Below are 17,066 nucleotides of genomic sequence, written 5' to 3' on the forward strand. Positions count from 1 at the left end.
ATGCTTGGGGAGTGTCAACCTTATTTAGGACGGGTCACGTTAAATTCAAAAGGCGCCACAGATGTGGCGCCTTTTTTATTGCGGTGAGAAACCCTCGCTAATCATCAGATTTCATCGCTTTCTTAATAGCCGCTTCATTAAGTGTCGCTTTGATAGGATCGGTGATTTTATCCACTAAATCGACAGGCATTGGAAATACGATGGTGGTGGTACGCTCATTCGCCACTTCGGTCAATGTCTGCATATAACGCAACTGAATAGCATTGGGCGCTTTGTTTAGCACATCGGCGGCTTCCCGTAGCTTGGTGGATGCTTCAAGCTCACCGGTCGCATGAATCACCTTAGCTCGGCGAGAACGCTCGGCTTCCGCCTGTTTAGCCAGAGCGCGCACCATACTGTCATCAAGATCGACATGCTTGATCTCAACATTGGCGATCTTGATCCCCCAGTTATCGGTGTGTTGATCAAGAATCGATTGGAGATCTCTGTTGAGTTCCTCACGTTCAGACAACAGTTCATCTAACTCATGCTGACCTAAAACTGATCTCAGTGTGGTTTGGGAAAGCTGACTGGTCGCCTCGAGATAGTTCTCAACATTATTGATCGCCATCTTAGGATCTAACACTCTGAAGTAAACCACAGCGTTAACCTTCACTGATACGTTATCTCTGGTGATCAAATCTTGTGTGGGAACATCTAATACAATGGTTCGTAGATCGACTCGCACCATTTGTTGAATAAAAGGAATGATGATAATTAACCCCGGCCCTTTCACGTCATAAAAGCGCCCAAGGAAGAATACTACTGCACGCTCGTACTCGCGTAGTACTCTGAACATACTGGCAATCAGCAAGACAACCAGCACGATGACAATACCTATAGTGTGTATAAACATAACCGCCCCCTAATGGTAACGATGACTCAACAATGAATAATTCTTTCGATTTAATCCTCTCATCAAGCACTAACCAATTTTCGATGATGTCTCATCAGGAAGAGCTTCAACATCTAAAGAAAGCCCTGTTAGCTTGGTGACTCTGATATTCTGCCCTGCTTGCAGTTCACTGGTGCATTGAGCTTGCCAAATTTCGCCAGCAACAAGCACTCGCCCCGCGCCAGGAAAACCGCTGACTACCTTGCCTGTCTCACCGACCACTGCTTCCATCCCAGTGGTGACAGGCTTGCTTCTTACTCGAGCTAACATAGAGAGTGTTACGACGATAAAGGCAACGGAGAACAAACTTATCCCGATAATTAGCGGTAATGCGATTTGGTAGCCAGGTACTTCAGTGTCCATCAACATGATGGAACCGAGTGAAAACGCAGCTACGCCACCCAAGCCGAAAATACCAAAACTCGGACTAAAGGCTTCGGCGACCATCAAGGCGATACCGAGCAAAATGAGGGCGAGACCTGCATAGCTCACAGGCAACATTTGTAAGGAATACATCGCCAGCACCAAACAGATGCCACCAAGCACCCCTGGCAACCCGACACCTGGGTTATAAAACTCAAGCAGCAGACCATAAATACCAATCAGCATTAAGATATAAGCGACGTTTGGATTCGTAATCACAGAAAGCAAACTAAAGCGCCAATCTTGTTCTCGCTCGACAAAGGCCACGTCATTAAGTTCTATGTCCTGATTGATGCCATTAATCATGATGGTGCGACCGTTACTCATTTCCACCAGCTGTTGCAGGTCACTGGCAACAAAATCAATCACATTAAGCTCAAGGGCGTTCTCGGAATCCAAACTCGCCGCTTCTCTTACGGCTTTTTCTGCCCACTCTTCATTTCGATTGTGTAGCTTCGCCAAACTGACAATGTAAGCCGCAGCGTCATTAATCACCTTCTTCTCCATCGCGGTGGTCGCCTTTACCTGCTCTGAACTCTCTTCTTTGAGTGCACACTGCTCATCGGCAGTGGCATTGTCGTCTTTATTGGTGTCATCTTGGGGAGATAACGGATTGGTTGGCGCTTTCCCTCCGCCAAGTGACACTGGAGTAGCTGCACCCAAATTAGTTCCGGGAGCCATAGAAGCGATGTGGCTAGCAAGCAAAATGTAAGTCCCTGCGCTTGCCGCACGTGAACCGGCAGGTCCAACCCAAGTGGCGACAGGAATAGGTGAAGTAGTAATGGCTCGGATGATGTCACGCATCGACGTATCTAACCCGCCGGGCGTGTTCATTTTTAATATGATGAGCATGGCTTGCTCTTTGTGGGCTTGTTCAATCTCTCTTGTGAGGTAATCACTGGTTGCAGGACCAATACCTCCATTCACTTCAATAACCCAGACATCATCGGCCTGAGCAAACACAGAGCTGAACAACAGAAGAAATGCAAACAAGTACTTTAAGATAAAAGTCATGTCCCTCTCCTTACAACTGAGATGCTAGATAGACGTTTTATTTAAAGCGCAGAGGTAACATCTTGGTAATAAATAGATACCTTAAGCATAGTTCAGGCTAAATTTCGCACAACACACTCACTTAAGTTCACCACCTTCTGCTTGCTCAAAAAAAGCCCTAACTTGAAAAGAAAATGTTAATAGGTGTTTATCAACATCAGACAACCAAATTCATTCACAAAACACGCAGTCAGAACGCTTTTATAAATCAACCAAATATCACCCTAAGAAAAAACCAAAGCAAACGTTTGCTTTGGTATAAAAAAACACCAAATAACGTTAAGCCTACAATTTTTGGCGCACTTTCATCTCAGCTCATATTGATAAATGTAAAGGATACGTGTAAAACTCTTCGCGAAATATTTATCCAATGGTACATCGTACATTGGTGAGTAGTTCTGGGAATTTTATATTTAGTAGCACAGAGGTTATGGAAGTGTTAAAAGAAAAGAGTTTACTAAGCAACATTGGCGTTCAAGTCGTTATTGCAATGTTCATCGGTACCCTAGTTGGTGCGATGATGGGTGACAGCGCAACAATGTTCGCTCCACTGGGTGCTATCTTCATCAACTTGATCAAGATGCTGGTTATCCCTCTCGTTGCGGTTGCCCTAATTTCAGGTGCAGCAGGTCTAGGTAATAGCTCATCTGCTGGTAAGGTTGGTATCACAACCCTTGGTTACTTCGCACTAACGTCTGCACTTGCTGTAGCGCTAGCGCTTGTAATGGGTGAAGTATTCGAACCAGGTCGTGGTATCGATGTTTCTGGCGTAGAAGGCATGTTCTCTTCTGAGTACGCTGCGAAAGGCGAACTACCAACGTTTTGGGCAACCATCACAGGCATGATCCCTACTAACGTTTTCCAATCATTGAACGAAGCAAACATTCTGCAAATCCTAGTTTTCTGCTTATTCTTTGGTATCGCACTTTCTAAGCAAGCGAAAGAAAAACGTGATCCTATCATCAATGGCGTAAACGCGATTGTTGATGCTATGGTTTGGATGATCAACAAAGTGATGATCATCGCACCACTTGGCGTATTTGGCCTAATGGCTGAAGCAGTTGGTACATTCGGTTTTGGCGCACTAATGGTTGTATTCAAACTGTTTGTTGTTTACATCGCTGCGATCCTAATCTTCGGCTTTGTTGCTTACCCACTAATGATTCAAATCTTCACTAAGACTTCAGCTAAGAAGTTCCTAGTTGCAATGAAGAAGCCTCAAGCGGTTGCTCTTTCAACAGCATCTTCAATGGCTACACTGCCTGTAACCATGGACACTGTAGAAAACGAGCTAGGTGTACGTAACTCTACGGCTTCGTTCGTTCTACCTCTAGGTGCAACGATCAACATGTCTGGTAACGCGATTTACTACGGCCTAGTGGCTATCTTCTTCGCACAGCTGTTCAACATCGACCTATCTATGGGTGCTTACGTTGCTATCATCGTAACATCAACGTTAGGCGCAGTTGGTCAAGCAGGTGTTCCTGGTCCTTCTTTCCTAGTTGTTGCGGTTCTTCTAGCGGCTGGTATCCCTATCGAAGGTCTACCTCTACTGTTCGCTCTAGACCGTATCTTCGACATGATTCGTACAGCACTAAACATCACTGGTGATGCAGCATGTGCAGTGATCGTTGACTCTCTAATTGAAGACGAAGCGAAAGAAGCTGAGCTACAAAAACAACAAGCATAAGTTTCGATTACGTCGGAAAACAAAAAGCCACTCTATGAGTGGCTTTTTTACGTTTTAAGATAAGATCATTGCTGAGCTAAATTCGGAGGCTTCAATGTTTTTGATGCTCTACGCATCACTCAGTATGCGTAGCTATTCTCTTTCTTAAACAAGCTCGCGATAACTTCTTGATATTGCATCAGGTTAAACGTCGAACTCTCAGAGTTGTACTTTTGCAGTCTTGTTTCTAAATAAGGTTGAGAAACCAGTGAACTTACCAGCATCTGATAATAATGAAAGTTGGATTCGTTACAGCCATCAACTAAATAAAGGAGGTTTTCAAGAGTTTTGTGATAGATGAAACCGAACTTAGATTCTTTCAACCTTTGAACATTATCGTGATTAAAAGAGTTACCACCAAGGGTGAATAACAAAAATATATTTGGCGCACTTTCCCAAAACTCAATAAGCTCTGAGATTAACTGTTGTAGCTGTACCCCTTCCACTCTTTGATATTTTGAAAACTGTTCCTTAAATCGATTTGTATGCTCTTCAATGAGCTGATCAAAAAGCTGTTCTTTATTATTGAAGTAATAAAGAATTAAAGCAGGGCTTACCCCTGCAGATTTGGCAATAGAGCGAATTGATACTTTATTATAAGGCTGAGAAATAAATAGTTTTTCTGCTGCACTTAATATTTCTTCTCTTTTTTCTTTTGGCATCAGATTATATCCCACCCACTTGTTTACATTTACCGCACATTTTATAACTCTAAGAAACAATCTCAATATGAAAAAACACACATTTAGTACACCGTTAGATAATCAAAACTTAGAAGTCTAAATTTCATGTGTGTTTTAAATAATGTAATTAAAATCAAACTGAATAATTGCTCTAAGAAACAATAACATATAGCTAAGCAATATCACGTAAGGGTTAAGTAAGGCTAGCTATCTTAAATGTAAGGACGACCAGCTTAAACGTAAGCCAATGTAAGAGTGGCGCTCATATTGAGCGCCACATATAAAATTAAAGTTTTAAAATCACTTTAACTGAACTATCGACTAAAGATTCATCGATATAAGCAATCGTATTTGTCGAGCTAGCAACCATGTCTTTCGCTAGGCTCTCCTGACCAACAGCCTTAGGTGGTTGACCTTTACCCGTGAATACGCGTTTTGCCCAGTATGCTTGCAGCTGCGCTTCGGTTTTTTGAGTAATAGCTTGGTGAAATTCACCTTTCTTTGGATGTCCGTCTTCCAAATCAACCGCTTCGATTTGTAGTGACTTCGCTTTTCCTAAGTACAACTTCTTAACCGTTGAAGCGTCAAGCTCAGACATAGCAGGGTTACCAACGACAACTAGGCCAGCGAATGCGTTCATGCTGCTAAGAAGAGCAGCGGCTACTAATGTTTTTCTCAACATGATTCTCTTCCTTAAAATACCGCATCAACTTTTACAGTGTACAAAATGTTATCGTCGTTCTTATATTCCGACGCTACACCACCATTCGTTGAACCAAAGCCAGTTAGGTAACTAATATCACCTTTTAGCGCAATATTCGGTAGGAAGTCCCAACGAGCACCAACGCTGTATGTTGTGCGCTGTGTGTTTAGCTTATCAGCTAATGCTTTTGCTGAACCGTATGCGTATTTCGCAGACGCACTGGTTGGGTTTTGAAGTACATTTGCAAGCTGACGGTTAGCTTCTGCATTTCGCTCGTCATCGTCCTGCGTTTCCATGTGTGACACGGTAATGTAAGGCGTTACTTCATCTAGACGGTATGCTGCTGTTAAGTAAGCTGCATCTACATCGTAGTAAAACCCTTCAACGGTTGTGCGCGTCACTTCTGAAACCAGCATTAGGTTGCCGTTTTCGTATCGACCACCAACACCGTAAAACTTCGCTTTCTCGTCATCAAACGTTGAATTCAACACCGGCTTGCTGTTTACATTCCAGTTAGTCGAAGAGCTAACCACAGACTGTGCGTACACAGCACGTAGTGTCCAAGTATCATCAGTCCAGTTAACTACACCACCAGCAATGTCATCAAACTGTGTATCAGCGTTGTAGCTATGCTTTGATGCCGACAGCTTCTGTGAACCGGCAAAGCCTTGGAATGAAAGAGTACTGTCATCTAGCTCTACATCATAAATGAAGTCACCGCCAGTTAGAGAGGTAAGCACGACTGAACCGTACACTTCATTCGGCACTCGCACACCAACTTGTGCGTAACCCACTTCTAGATAATCAGAGTACATGAACAGTGGTAAACGTAATTTACCACCACGTACCGTTAAGTTCGGCGTCACTTTGTGGCTTAAGAATGCCCACTCAATATCTGGAGACCAGTTCTCTTTTTTATTACCACGAGCAACCATTTGAACAACGGCTGAAGTTGACTCATTAACTTCGAACTCACCTTGTAAACCAAACAAAGAACCTTCATCAAAACGTACTTTATTCTCCGACTTCATGAAGCCGTGGTTTTGATTACCCAGTTGCATGTTCAAAGATGCAAAACCATTGAAACTAAATTTATCAGCAATTGAGTTTTGCTCTTTCGCTTCAAGGATAGCGACCTTTTTCTCTAGCTCGGCCAATTTTTGCTCATCTGAAGCATGTGCAGCAAACGATGCCGCAAGCGCCACTGCTACAGGCAATAAGCGAAATGGGGAGTTAGTCATTATTGTTCTCCGTTATACTTTGAATTGTGATGTTGATTTACTCAGCTCTGTCACGATGCCACTCAACTGGTGGCTCAGAGCTTCTAGTTGATCGGTAGACTGAGACACTTGGTGAGAGCACTGTCTAAAATCATCCATATGGGTATGAATTTGTTTTGAAGCGCGAGCTTGGTGTTCAGTGGTACTCGCTATCTGGCGATTCAGCTCGGTAATTCCTTCAACCTGTCCGCTAATTTCTAATAGGTAATCACCAGCGTTTTGTGCATCTCCAACCGCTTGAGAAGAGCTTGCGAGACCTTGATCCATTGCACCTACCGCCGCATTCGAACCAAACTTAAGCTCGCCGAGTAAGGCATTAATCTCGGTTGCTGATTGTTGGGTGTTATTAGCGAGTACACGTACCTCATCAGACACAACAGCAAAGCCGCGCCCATGCTCTCCTGCTCGAGCTGCTTCAATCGCCGCGTTTAGGGCCAGCAGATTGGTTTGCTCGGCAACGCTTTGAATCGTGCTGAGGATTGAGCCCACATTGCTGGCATTTTGGTCGAGCTCTTTTAATTTTCCGGCGGTATCGCGAATATTGGTGGCAAGCTCTTCGATCTCTTGGCTTGTTTTCAAAACGACTTGGGTACCCGTTTGAGCACTGGCATTGGCCTTTTGAGCTTGTGAATCGGCATGTGATGCAAAGCCAACCACTTGTTCAATAAGAGCAATGATATTGTTAACTGCGTCAGTCACTTCTTCGATGTGATCACGTTGGGTGCTGTTCAACGCTAAGGTTTGATTGGATTCACTGCGGATTTTGTCGCTCACAACCTCAAGCTCCTGCCCAATGCTCAACGTGCTTGCAATGATCCCTTGAAGCTTCTCAATAAACTGGTTAACGCTTTGTACAAGGGTTGCTATTTCGTCTTTGCCGGAATAATCGATGCGTACGGTTAAATCACCATCTCCCGTTGCGATCGCTTGCATTTTCTCAGTGACGAGCAGAATTGAACTGATAACAGATTTGAAAATCGCATAGCCCACTGCAAAGACAGACAAAACAAAGAAAACGCCAAGCCAGATTGATTGCTGAGCAGCGTCGTTTGCGGCATTCTCTGAGTGCAATATGGTATTTACGACATTTTGACTCGCTGACGAGCGCAGCATTTCACTTGCCGCGAGTAACGAATCATATTCAGCGGTGAGCGTATTCGATCTTGCTGTGAGATTCGCGAAGGAGTCATTCAAGTTAATAAAATCTAGACTTAACGCGTACGCGGAGTCCGTGTACTTTTTTAGCGAGCTCGACACCTTATTGAATGCTTGCGCCTGTGAAGGTAAAACATTGGCCCCTTTACTTGCTTCAACTTGAAGTTCAGAAGATATTTGGCGCGCATAATCGAGAGCCTGTTCATCTTCCATGATCACAGCGGCTTCGAACTGCTGTTGAACATTTGGCAACAGCGAGTGAATTTTAGTGGCGTGCTCTAATGCTGGGTAATAACTTATTTCTAACTGAGTTAGTCGTTGGCTATTATCGCGATGAATAAAAACATTGATGGTAATTATCGCCGCTAAACTGAGCGAGATAATAGATAAAAGAACGACGAATTGTACTTTTATATTGATATAACGAGACAGTAGCATAAGGTTCTATTGAATTAGCGAAAATTGATAATTATGTTACCGCCAGTTCACTTTTATCGGTGAACACATTCACTAAACAAATATCACTTTATGTTTAAACCATTGGTCTATGTTTAAGCAATAATGAATTAAGCAACGCTCGTTCATCAAGCTGTATTACCTTTATCCCAAACAAAAACCCCGAGAGCGTTTTAGCTCTCGGGGTTTTATTATTAGCTGTTACTAATTTCTCAGCACATCGCTTTTATTCTCATGACGTTATTGGATGCGTATCCAGAATTTAACAGTATGAATTTACAAATCACTACCATAGATATCAAACGTGAAATACTTAGAAGCTATCTTGTCGTAGGTACCGTTCGCTCTGATCTCTTCGATGGCGTTGTTGAACTGTTTTGCGAGTTTTGAATCCTGCTTTCTTAGTGCTAAAGCCGTACCTTCGCCGATGTAGGCTTTGTCTGTTACCGCTTTACCCTTGAATTCAAAGCCCTCTCCTTCTTTCTTATCTAAGAAAGCGAGTGACAGTTGATCTGAGTTACCGAAGGTGAGATCTAAACGGCCATTCTGCAGATCCAGATATACTTCATCTTGCCCTGTATAACGCTTGATGTTGGCAACACTGCCAAACTTATCCGTCACGTAACGATCGTGAATCGTACCTTGCTGGACACCAATGGTTTTACCCGCTAAGCCCTTCTCATCAATTGCAAACTCCGTGTTTTTGGCAGCAACAAATACCGCTGGTGTTTGGTAGTACTTATCAGTAAACAAGATTTTGCGTTTACGCTCTTCGGTAATACGCATAGAAGCCATGATCACATCTGACTTTCTTGCCAATAGGCTTGGAATCAACGAATCCCAGCTTTGTGATACCCAAGTGCAATCGAGCTTGGCTTGCTCACATAGAGCATCAGCTATCTCGATATCAAACCCGACAGGTACACCTTCACTATTTTTATAGTTGAATGGCGGATAGGTAAAGTCTGACGCCAAACGGATTTCTTTCGCCTGTACCGTTGTACCAAGTAAAGCGGCCGCACAAGCAAGTCCTAGTATTATCTTCTTCATCATTGCCATCCTAGATATGATCTTTGTCGAGTTGAAATTGAGGTTCTCTATCTTGAAGCTGTTGGATTTGTTGCTTCTTGTCTAATTCGGTTTGGTAACTTACAAGTGACGCTATCACTTCCCCCATGCTCTCTGGGCTACCAATGCTGATTCGAACACAGTGACGTAATGCGGGCTCATGATGTTGATTCCTTATCACAATGCCATCTTTCGCCAATACACTAAACAGTTCGTGTTCAGGCTTGTGGCGCAATAACACAAAGTTGGTAGAAGACGGGTAAACCTGCTCAATGAAATCAAACTGATTCAGTTCAGAAGCAAAGCAATTACGTAGTTCAACCAACTTTGACGTTGCTTTTTGCATCACGGCAACACGCTCATGAGATAACGCCTCTAAAACTATCTGAGACGAACAATCTGGCATTGGGTACGGTGGAATAAGCTTAGAGACATACTGCATCACATTTTGACTCGCTAAGATGAAACCACAGCGTACTGCTGCCAGTCCAAATGCCTTAGACAAGGTGCGAATCACAACCAAATGTGGGTAGCGTTTAACCAGGTTCACAGCTGATGTTTGAGGTTCAAACTCAATATACGCCTCATCCACTACAACCAAAGATTTACCTTGAGTCCCCTCAAGCACATGAATCAGATCTGATTTCGGAATCACATTGCCCGTTGGGTTGTTCGGTGAACAAAGGAAAACAATATTGGCCAACTCAGCTTTATTCACGATGTCAGCAACATCTAAGCTGAAATCTTCCTGCAAAGGAGAGTCGAGCGTTTCAATCGCTAGTGCATCAGCGCAAAACTCATACATGGCATACGTTGGTGAACAGATAAGGATATTATCTTGAGCGGGTTTGCAGAATGTTCTGATCAGTAAATCAATCGCTTCATCGGCACCACGCACCGCAACGGTTGCAGCGTCAGTTTCGCAATAAGCTTGGTAAGCCTTGGCAATGTCTTGTGGTAAAAAATCCGGGTAACGATTATGGCTGGCTTCTCCTTGAAACAGAGCACTTTCCAATTCATTTGCATTTAACCAGACACGTCCATCACCACCAATTCTTCTTGCTGATTGATAAGGTATTAATTTTTTTACAGCCTGAGGCACTAAGCTATCAATAAAAGATGTCAAGAAGCTATCCCTTTCACATAATCACATTGTCTTCATCACTGCTTTCATATTCAAAAAATGTGATTTATACACATATTAAATCACTAATGATGAGTAAGTATTTACATTCAAACAGAACACTATTGATAAATGAATCGAAATAATTACATAATAGCCATAATAAAAAGTCATAGGTAAAGATATGAACAACACACTGCCTTCAACCAAAACCTTGCTCGCATTCCTGTCTACCGCAAGGCATCTCAACTTTACACGCGCGGCACATGAGCTCAATGTGACGCAAGGTGCGGTGAGTCGTCAGGTGTTGTCGTTTGAAGAAAGCCTTGGGTGTGATCTCTTCTATCGCCATGCTCGTGGTCTGTCATTAACGCCTAAAGGGGAAGAACTTGTTCCTCTCATTCAAGGGACCATTCAGCAGCTGCAATCGGCACTTAATCAGGTCGCGAGTTCTCCCTCTAAGATAAAACTCAATGCCCCAAGTTGCATCACTTCTTGGTTGCTACCCAAACTAATGTCGTTTCAACAGGCCTATCCTGAGATTGATGTCGAGCTCACATCTACCATCAAGCACGTTTTTGAGCCAAGCTTTGATCCCTTCGATGCGGTGATTACCTATGGCAAGAAACCAAGCCAGCACTCTATTGTTAGCCAACTGCTGTTCAACGAACAACTCGCCCCCATCTGCCAAGCACAGAGTATTGTTCCAAGCCACCTGATTGACAGCACTTCAACTGTCATCAAGCCACACAAGCTCGCTCAATACACTTGGTTACACGCCAACAATGAGCAGAGTGATTGGCGACTTTGGTTAGAACACATCGGCAGCCACGACCTTTCTAGCAAGAACAACCAGCAATTTGCTACGCTTGATCAAGCGATGAACGCAGCCATTCAAGGGTTTGGGATAGCGATAGGCGATATCACGCTGGCTAAACAAGATATTGATTTAGGGCGGTTAGTGAAAGTGAGTGAAGACAGTGTATTTTCAGGAAACGGTTACTTCTTATTGCAACCGAGGAATCGCCAGAATACGTCACTAACCGTGTTAGTTGACTGGCTTTTAGGCTAGGTATTGTCAAAATCGTTGTAGATCACATCGCCGCTCGATCGTCATAATGAGAATCTAATTATTCTCAAAATAAAACTATTATCCGCCAGCTACGTATTGTTTCAGTGAGAAGCGAGAACACTTTCATTTAACTATCTGAAAAGAAGATTATTTCAGAATGGCACGGGAAATGTTCTGCAAAACTAGACAAAATGGCATTTGAATTGCTTTGTCATAGATAACCCAACCAATATACAGCAGGTTGCATCACTTACCATCATTGCAGCTTGTCACGGAGGATAGGCTATGACCTTACAAAGACATACGTATTACGGCTTAATTCACCATGGAATTAAAACCTTGTTAATGGACAGAGTTGGCCACTTTACTGAGCGTGAATATCATGAGTATCTTGACCTAACGACAGGAAAATCCACGTGCTTCGCGATGAGTGAACAAGAGCTGGAGAACACTTTAGACAATCTGAAGAGCGAAGGTTATTTAGAAGATATCAAGAAGCTGATCCCTCGCTACCAAACGTCATCGATGCGTTGAAATTCTGCCAGCTTCAATCAGGTTAATACCCAATTGTCTCGAGCTGTTTTGCATCGAGGCAATTTTGGTTAGACTGTCGGTAACTCAACTAACCGGATATTCAGTCCATATGAAACAAATTCTTGATTTCATCCCTCTCATCATTTTCTTCGCGCTTTACAAGATGTACGACATCTATACGGCTACTGGGGCATTGATTGTCGCTTCTGCACTACAAATCGTTTTGACGTACTTCATCTACAAAAAAATAGAAAAAATGCAGGTGATAACGTTTCTGATGGTTGCGGTATTTGGTGGAATGACCATCTTCTTGCATGATGACAACTTCATAAAGTGGAAAGTCACCATCGTTTATGCCTTATTTGCTATCGGCCTCACTACTAGCCATTTAATGGGTAAATCAGCGATTAAGGGCATGTTGGGTAAAGAGATTACACTTCCGGATGCGGTATGGGGCAAGATCAACTGGGCATGGACATTCTTCTTCACTCTATGCGCAAGCATCAACGTATATGTTGCTTTTAACCTACCATTGGATGTATGGGTTAACTTCAAGGTGTTTGGCCTGCTAATAGCAACATTACTATTTACGCTGCTTACGGGCGTCTACATCTATAAGCATTTACCAAAAGATCAACAGCTCCAAAAAGAGCAGCAAGAGCTAACTGATAAAAATACTGACAAGAAGTAACCCCAAGGGGTGAGTCCTCATTCCGTTTTTGTTACAATTCTTGTCAATATGCTATACCTAGCGGCCAATGATACTCGTGATCATTGGCCGTTAGCTTTTTTGTGTTGCGGAAACTGGTCAAAATAAAGCCTATTATTAAATGTAAATCACATTAAATTAACGGTGGCTTATCTGGTCTCTTGTTGCTCATTGTATTCATTTGCCAATGCGCTTCACCAACCAACACTTCTGTTTTTATTTAGATAATCAATACCACCAAGAGTACAACAATGACGATTCAATCAACTTTGAACCCAATTGGTTCCCTACTTCTTCGCACATTAGCGATGCCTTCTGATACCAATGCAGCAGGTCAAATCTTCGGTGGTTGGATAATGTCTCAGCTCGACCTTGCAGGCGGCATCTTGGCGAAAGAGATCTCTAACGGCAAAATTGTTACCGTGTCGGTTTCGAGCATTGAATTCAAGCAGCCCGTATCCGTTGGTGATGTGGTGTGCGTTTATGGTGACTGCACAAAGATTGGCCGTAGCTCGATGAATATCGACCTAGAAGTCTGGGTTAAGCCGGTCCTGGATCACGGCATTGGCGACCGCTACAAGGTATGTGGTGCAACGTTCAACTACGTAGCCGTTGATGAAAGTGGCAAGCCTCGAACCATCAAGAAATAGTACTTTTCACTAAGTCATACCTATCTGTGGTCTTTAGTTTCAGCAAATGAAATCGCTAAAGACCATACAAGTCTCTCGCACCAATTCACAATTTCTTATCATTAGCTCTTCCAATACCAATTAGTTCGCGTAAATTAGCAAGATAGCTATTTTATAATCTCCCAAATTCAGTGAAGTAAAATAAGGATATGCCAATATGTGGTACGTGATTTTCTCTCAAGATGTCGAAAATTCATTAGAAAAACGCCTCAGTGTTCGCCCACAACATCTAGAACGCCTACAAACACTTCACGATGAAGGCCGCCTATTAACAGCGGGTCCAATGCCAGCTATTGATTCAGATAACCCTGGCGAAGCTGGTTTCACAGGTTCAACAGTAATCGCTGAGTTTAACTCTTTAGAAGACGCACAGGCATGGGCAGACGCAGATCCGTACATCGACGCTGGTGTCTACCAAAATGTCATCGTAAAACCATTCAAGAAAGTATTTTAACGTGAAAAAATGGATTATTAGCTCACTGGCCGCGATCCTGCTTGCAGGCTGTGCTTCAAGTGAGCAAGACCAACAAAGACAACTCGAGATGATGGCGCAGCATCGTGCTGGCGTGCTATCTGCAGGCCTACCTATTGAGTATGGCCCACTGTCTGTTATGCGAGTACTAGCAAAAAACACCGTGATTGAAATCATGATGATCTACAACCAAGATGCTAAAGGTGCTAAGCCTTTAAACCAAGTTGTCGATATGAGTGTGAATAGCTACTGTACTAACTCAGAAGTAAGAGCAAACCTAGATATGGGCTTGGCTTACAACATCAAGATCCGCAACACACGCGGACAACTGATGGTTGAGAAGCTGATAAGCAAAGATACTTGCCAGAGCGCCAATTAAGATTCGAGATTCGAGATTCGAACAAGTATAAAACTAGAAGGCCTCGCATTTGCGAGGCCTTTGTTTTATTAAACAATCAAAATCCTAGACTAAATTATGCCTCAACAGATTCCCACTCTTTACGCAATTCCTTAGTCGCGGAGACTAAGTTAGTCAGTGCTGCTTCTGTTTCTGCCCAATTGCGAGTTTTAAGACCACAATCTGGGTTTGCCCATAAGCGCTCTGCCGGTATTTTTTCCGCCGCCTTCTTAAGCAGGCTAATAATCCACTCTTGCGATGGGATATTTGGTGAATGGATATCATAAACACCTGGGCCAATCGCGTTCGGGTAGTTGAACTCTTCAAACGCTTTAAGCAGTTCCATGTTCGAGCGAGACGTCTCAATAGTAATCACATCAGCATCTAATGCGGCCACTGAATCAATGATTTCATTGAACTCGCTGTAACACATGTGCGTATGAATCTGAGTTTCTGGTTTAGCACTTGCCGCTGAAATCTTAAAAGCATCTACCGCCCATTCTAAATATTCTGCATGGTCACGCTTTTTAAGCGGCAGGCCTTCACGAATAGCTGGTTCATCGATTTGGATAATGTTGATTCCTGCATCTTGCAAATCAGATACCTCATCGCGTAATGCAAACGCTAACTGATTCGTGATTTCTTTACGTGAGATATCTTCACGCGGGAAGGTCCAACACAGAATTGTCACAGGGCCAGTCAGCATGCCTTTCATCTGCTTAGATGTCAGAGATTGTGCATAAGTCGTCCACTCGACCGTCATCGGTTTTTCACGCTCAATATCCGCGACCACAATCGCAGGTTTCACGCAGCGAGAGCCATAGCTTTGTACCCAACCAAACTTGGTGGTTTGGAAGCCTGCTAGGTTTTCAGCAAAGTATTCCACCATGTCGTTACGTTCGGCTTCACCATGCACCAACACATCCAAATCAAGTGCTTCTTGACGCTTCACCGCATCGGCAATATGACCTTTTAGTGCGGTCGTGTATTCCGCTTCGCTCAATTTTCCGGTGCGATACGCGCTGCGTTGAACACGAATCTCTCCTGTCTGCGGGAACGAACCTATCGTTGTGGTTGGTAACAACGGTAAACCCAACACTTCAGACTGGTGTGCAGCGCGTTCTGCATAAAGGGCGCTACGCTCTGCCAATGCTTTAGTGATTGTATTAATACGAGCCTGTACCTGCGGCTTGTTTACGTGTGTCGCGCTTTTCCGAGCAACAATCGGTTGGCTATAAGTCTCACACGCTAAGATGGCATTTTGATCTCCGTCTAGCGCGGCACCCAATAAGCTCACCTCCGTCACTTTCTGTTTCGCGAAAGCAAACCAGCTTTTCACTTCTTTGCTAAGCGAATCTTCTAGCTCTAAATCAACCGGGCTGTGTAGCAGCGAACATGAGCTCGCCACCCAAAGCTTATCGCCTAACTTCTCTTTCACCGGTTGCAGTTTTGCTAGTTGAGTCGCTAAGTCTGCTCGCCAAACATTGCGTCCGTTGATCACACCAGCAGACAACACCCACTCCGCCGGTAATTGACTCACAACTTCATCAAGCTGCTGTGGCGCTGCAGCTAGGTCGATATGCAGCCCGTTAACCGGTAGTTTGACGATCTTGTCTAAGGTATCTGTCACCGAATCGAAGTACGTGGTTAATAGCAGTTTCACTTCCCCTTGAATAACTTGGTATGCCAGTTTAAATGAATCAGCCCATTGTTTTTCAAGCTCAAGGGCAAGAATTGGCTCATCAATTTGAACCCACTCAACCCCCAACTTGGCAAGCTTCGCCAAAATCGCTTGGTAGGCAGTCAGCAAGCGGGGCAACAAGGTTAAGCGGTCGAAGCCCTCTGCTACCTCTTTCCCTAAGTACAAGTAAGACAGTGGACCAAGAAGGACAGGCTTCACTTTATGCCCTGCTTGAACGGCTTCATTCACTTCATCAAACAATTGTGGCCAGCTCACCTCAAACGAATCATCTTTACTGAACTCAGGAACAATGTAGTGATAGTTGGTATTGAACCACTTGGTCATATCTGACGCCGCTGCACCGTTGTTCGTGCCTTCAGAAGCGTGTTTCCCACCACAACAAGCAGCTTCAACTTGTGATTGCCCACGTCCCACTCGGAACAAGGTATCTAAATCAGGAAAAGCTTTCTCCTCTTCGCTACCACCAGCATGACGCTTTGGTACATGCCCCAATAGCAAAGTCGTTGTCAGTACATGGTCGTACCATGCGAAGTCACCCGCAGTTGCAAAGCTAAGATTCGCATCAGCTTGTACATTCCAGTTACGATTTCTCAGCTCGCTACCTAGCTGTTTGAGTTCTGATTGGTTGATTTCACCACGCCAGTATTTTTCGAGTGTGAATTTCAGTTCGCGCTTTTCACCGATACGTGGGTAGCCAAGAATATGCGTTGTTGTCGTCATGAACCTGTTCCTTATTCAATAATTGTTAGTATCTTTTCAGATTGCCTATTGTGTTCTTGCTTTCATAAAAAGGCGTCTGGATGGCTAAACTATCTACCGAATCGAATCGCTGAACAACGTCCAAATATTCATCTTGTTTATTAAAAATATTCATCATCAGTGAG

16 protein-coding genes are annotated in these 17,066 nt (G+C 43.6%); 7 read left to right on the forward strand and 9 right to left on the reverse strand.

The annotated features are described in order from the left end of the window. Window positions 1-97: 97 nt before the first annotated feature. Together OH460_RS17685 and OH460_RS17690 are read right to left on the reverse strand one after the other, a co-directional pair. On the reverse strand, window positions 98-895 hold the full coding sequence (locus OH460_RS17685; protein WP_061032811.1) for a slipin family protein: 798 nt from the start codon (window positions 893-895) through the stop codon (window positions 98-100). Window positions 896-964: 69 nt separating this feature from the next. Then, the gene (locus tag OH460_RS17690) at window positions 965-2,371 is read right to left on the reverse strand and encodes an NfeD family protein (RefSeq protein WP_269999013.1); all 1,407 of its coding nucleotides are present in this window, start codon (window positions 2,369-2,371) and stop codon (window positions 965-967) included. A 469-nt stretch (window positions 2,372-2,840) separates the two neighbouring features. Here OH460_RS17690 and OH460_RS17695 point away from each other — a divergent pair, with 469 nt between their 5' ends. Further along, the gene (locus OH460_RS17695) at window positions 2,841-4,100 is read left to right on the forward strand and encodes a dicarboxylate/amino acid:cation symporter (RefSeq protein WP_008219823.1); all 1,260 of its coding nucleotides are present in this window, start codon (window positions 2,841-2,843) and stop codon (window positions 4,098-4,100) included. Between the two features lie 119 nt (window positions 4,101-4,219). Here OH460_RS17695 and OH460_RS17700 read toward each other — a convergent pair whose 3' ends face one another. The 6 genes from OH460_RS17700 to hisC all read right to left on the reverse strand — a co-directional run bounded on the left by OH460_RS17700 (window position 4,220) and on the right by hisC (window position 10,610). Further along, window positions 4,220-4,801 (reverse strand): TetR/AcrR family transcriptional regulator, encoded by a 582-nt coding sequence (locus tag OH460_RS17700; RefSeq protein WP_269999014.1) that lies wholly within the window; start codon window positions 4,799-4,801, stop codon window positions 4,220-4,222. A gap of 307 nt (window positions 4,802-5,108) precedes the next feature. Further along, complete coding sequence (locus tag OH460_RS17705; RefSeq protein WP_239930969.1) at window positions 5,109-5,504, reverse strand: phosphate ABC transporter substrate-binding protein; 396 nt, start codon at window positions 5,502-5,504, stop codon at window positions 5,109-5,111. An 11-nt stretch (window positions 5,505-5,515) separates the two neighbouring features. After that, the gene (locus OH460_RS17710; protein WP_269999015.1) at window positions 5,516-6,766 is read right to left on the reverse strand and encodes a hypothetical protein; all 1,251 of its coding nucleotides are present in this window, start codon (window positions 6,764-6,766) and stop codon (window positions 5,516-5,518) included. A 12-nt stretch (window positions 6,767-6,778) separates the two neighbouring features. Beyond that, the gene (locus tag OH460_RS17715; RefSeq protein WP_269999016.1) at window positions 6,779-8,398 is read right to left on the reverse strand and encodes a methyl-accepting chemotaxis protein; all 1,620 of its coding nucleotides are present in this window, start codon (window positions 8,396-8,398) and stop codon (window positions 6,779-6,781) included. Window positions 8,399-8,692: 294 nt separating this feature from the next. Beyond that, complete coding sequence (locus OH460_RS17720) at window positions 8,693-9,466, reverse strand: ABC transporter substrate-binding protein (protein WP_269999067.1); 774 nt, start codon at window positions 9,464-9,466, stop codon at window positions 8,693-8,695. A gap of 10 nt (window positions 9,467-9,476) precedes the next feature. After that, entirely contained in the window at window positions 9,477-10,610 is a 1,134-nt protein-coding gene (gene hisC, locus OH460_RS17725; RefSeq protein ID WP_269999017.1) for a histidinol-phosphate transaminase, read from the reverse strand. 181 nt (window positions 10,611-10,791) lie between these two features. Here hisC and OH460_RS17730 point away from each other — a divergent pair, with 181 nt between their 5' ends. The 6 genes from OH460_RS17730 to OH460_RS17755 all read left to right on the forward strand — a co-directional run bounded on the left by OH460_RS17730 (window position 10,792) and on the right by OH460_RS17755 (window position 14,462). Next, window positions 10,792-11,679 (forward strand): LysR substrate-binding domain-containing protein, encoded by an 888-nt coding sequence (locus OH460_RS17730; RefSeq protein WP_269999018.1) that lies wholly within the window; start codon window positions 10,792-10,794, stop codon window positions 11,677-11,679. A gap of 285 nt (window positions 11,680-11,964) precedes the next feature. Further along, the gene (locus OH460_RS17735; RefSeq protein ID WP_004741237.1) at window positions 11,965-12,213 is read left to right on the forward strand and encodes a hypothetical protein; all 249 of its coding nucleotides are present in this window, start codon (window positions 11,965-11,967) and stop codon (window positions 12,211-12,213) included. A gap of 109 nt (window positions 12,214-12,322) precedes the next feature. After that, window positions 12,323-12,904: a septation protein A gene (locus tag OH460_RS17740; protein WP_269999019.1), complete on the forward strand. Its 582-nt coding sequence runs from the start codon at window positions 12,323-12,325 to the stop codon at window positions 12,902-12,904. Window positions 12,905-13,173: 269 nt separating this feature from the next. Further along, window positions 13,174-13,572 carry an acyl-CoA thioester hydrolase YciA gene (yciA, locus tag OH460_RS17745; RefSeq protein ID WP_004741235.1) on the forward strand — a complete coding sequence of 133 codons (399 nt, stop codon included), beginning with the start codon at window positions 13,174-13,176 and terminating at the stop codon, window positions 13,570-13,572. 196 nt (window positions 13,573-13,768) lie between these two features. Continuing rightward, the gene (locus OH460_RS17750) at window positions 13,769-14,065 is read left to right on the forward strand and encodes a YciI family protein (protein WP_004741234.1); all 297 of its coding nucleotides are present in this window, start codon (window positions 13,769-13,771) and stop codon (window positions 14,063-14,065) included. A gap of 1 nt (window position 14,066) precedes the next feature. After that, a complete protein-coding gene (locus tag OH460_RS17755; protein WP_017069993.1) occupies window positions 14,067-14,462 on the forward strand; it encodes a GspS/AspS pilotin family protein in 396 nt (131 codons plus the stop codon). A gap of 94 nt (window positions 14,463-14,556) precedes the next feature. Here the strand turns inward: OH460_RS17755 and metE are convergent, their stop codons facing one another. Further along, on the reverse strand, window positions 14,557-16,902 hold the full coding sequence (metE, locus tag OH460_RS17760; protein ID WP_269999020.1) for a 5-methyltetrahydropteroyltriglutamate--homocysteine S-methyltransferase: 2,346 nt from the start codon (window positions 16,900-16,902) through the stop codon (window positions 14,557-14,559). Window positions 16,903-17,066 lie beyond the last annotated feature (164 nt).

This window comes from Vibrio sp. Makdt (assembly GCF_027587015.1).
Lineage (GTDB): Bacteria > Pseudomonadota > Gammaproteobacteria > Enterobacterales > Vibrionaceae > Vibrio > Vibrio chagasii_B.

Excerpts from the sequence above, each read along its gene's own strand:
- OH460_RS17705 (WP_239930969.1), bottom strand. The coding sequence starts at position 5,504 with ATGTTGAGAAAAACATTAGTAGCCGCTGCTCTTCTTAGCAGCATGAAC.
- OH460_RS17690 (WP_269999013.1), bottom strand. The coding sequence starts at position 2,371 with ATGACTTTTATCTTAAAGTACTTGTTTGCATTTCTTCTGTTGTTCAGC.
- OH460_RS17750 (WP_004741234.1), top strand. The coding sequence starts at position 13,769 with ATGTGGTACGTGATTTTCTCTCAAGATGTCGAAAATTCATTAGAAAAA.
- yciA (WP_004741235.1), top strand. The coding sequence starts at position 13,174 with ATGACGATTCAATCAACTTTGAACCCAATTGGTTCCCTACTTCTTCGC.
- OH460_RS17710 (WP_269999015.1), bottom strand. The coding sequence starts at position 6,766 with ATGACTAACTCCCCATTTCGCTTATTGCCTGTAGCAGTGGCGCTTGCG.
- OH460_RS17695 (WP_008219823.1), top strand. The coding sequence starts at position 2,841 with ATGGAAGTGTTAAAAGAAAAGAGTTTACTAAGCAACATTGGCGTTCAA.
- OH460_RS17735 (WP_004741237.1), top strand. The coding sequence starts at position 11,965 with ATGACCTTACAAAGACATACGTATTACGGCTTAATTCACCATGGAATT.
- metE (WP_269999020.1), bottom strand. The coding sequence starts at position 16,902 with ATGACGACAACAACGCATATTCTTGGCTACCCACGTATCGGTGAAAAG.
- OH460_RS17720 (WP_269999067.1), bottom strand. The coding sequence starts at position 9,466 with ATGAAGAAGATAATACTAGGACTTGCTTGTGCGGCCGCTTTACTTGGT.
- OH460_RS17715 (WP_269999016.1), bottom strand. The coding sequence starts at position 8,398 with ATGCTACTGTCTCGTTATATCAATATAAAAGTACAATTCGTCGTTCTT.
- OH460_RS17730 (WP_269999018.1), top strand. The coding sequence starts at position 10,792 with ATGAACAACACACTGCCTTCAACCAAAACCTTGCTCGCATTCCTGTCT.
- OH460_RS17740 (WP_269999019.1), top strand. The coding sequence starts at position 12,323 with ATGAAACAAATTCTTGATTTCATCCCTCTCATCATTTTCTTCGCGCTT.
- OH460_RS17685 (WP_061032811.1), bottom strand. The coding sequence starts at position 895 with ATGTTTATACACACTATAGGTATTGTCATCGTGCTGGTTGTCTTGCTG.
- OH460_RS17700 (WP_269999014.1), bottom strand. The coding sequence starts at position 4,801 with ATGCCAAAAGAAAAAAGAGAAGAAATATTAAGTGCAGCAGAAAAACTA.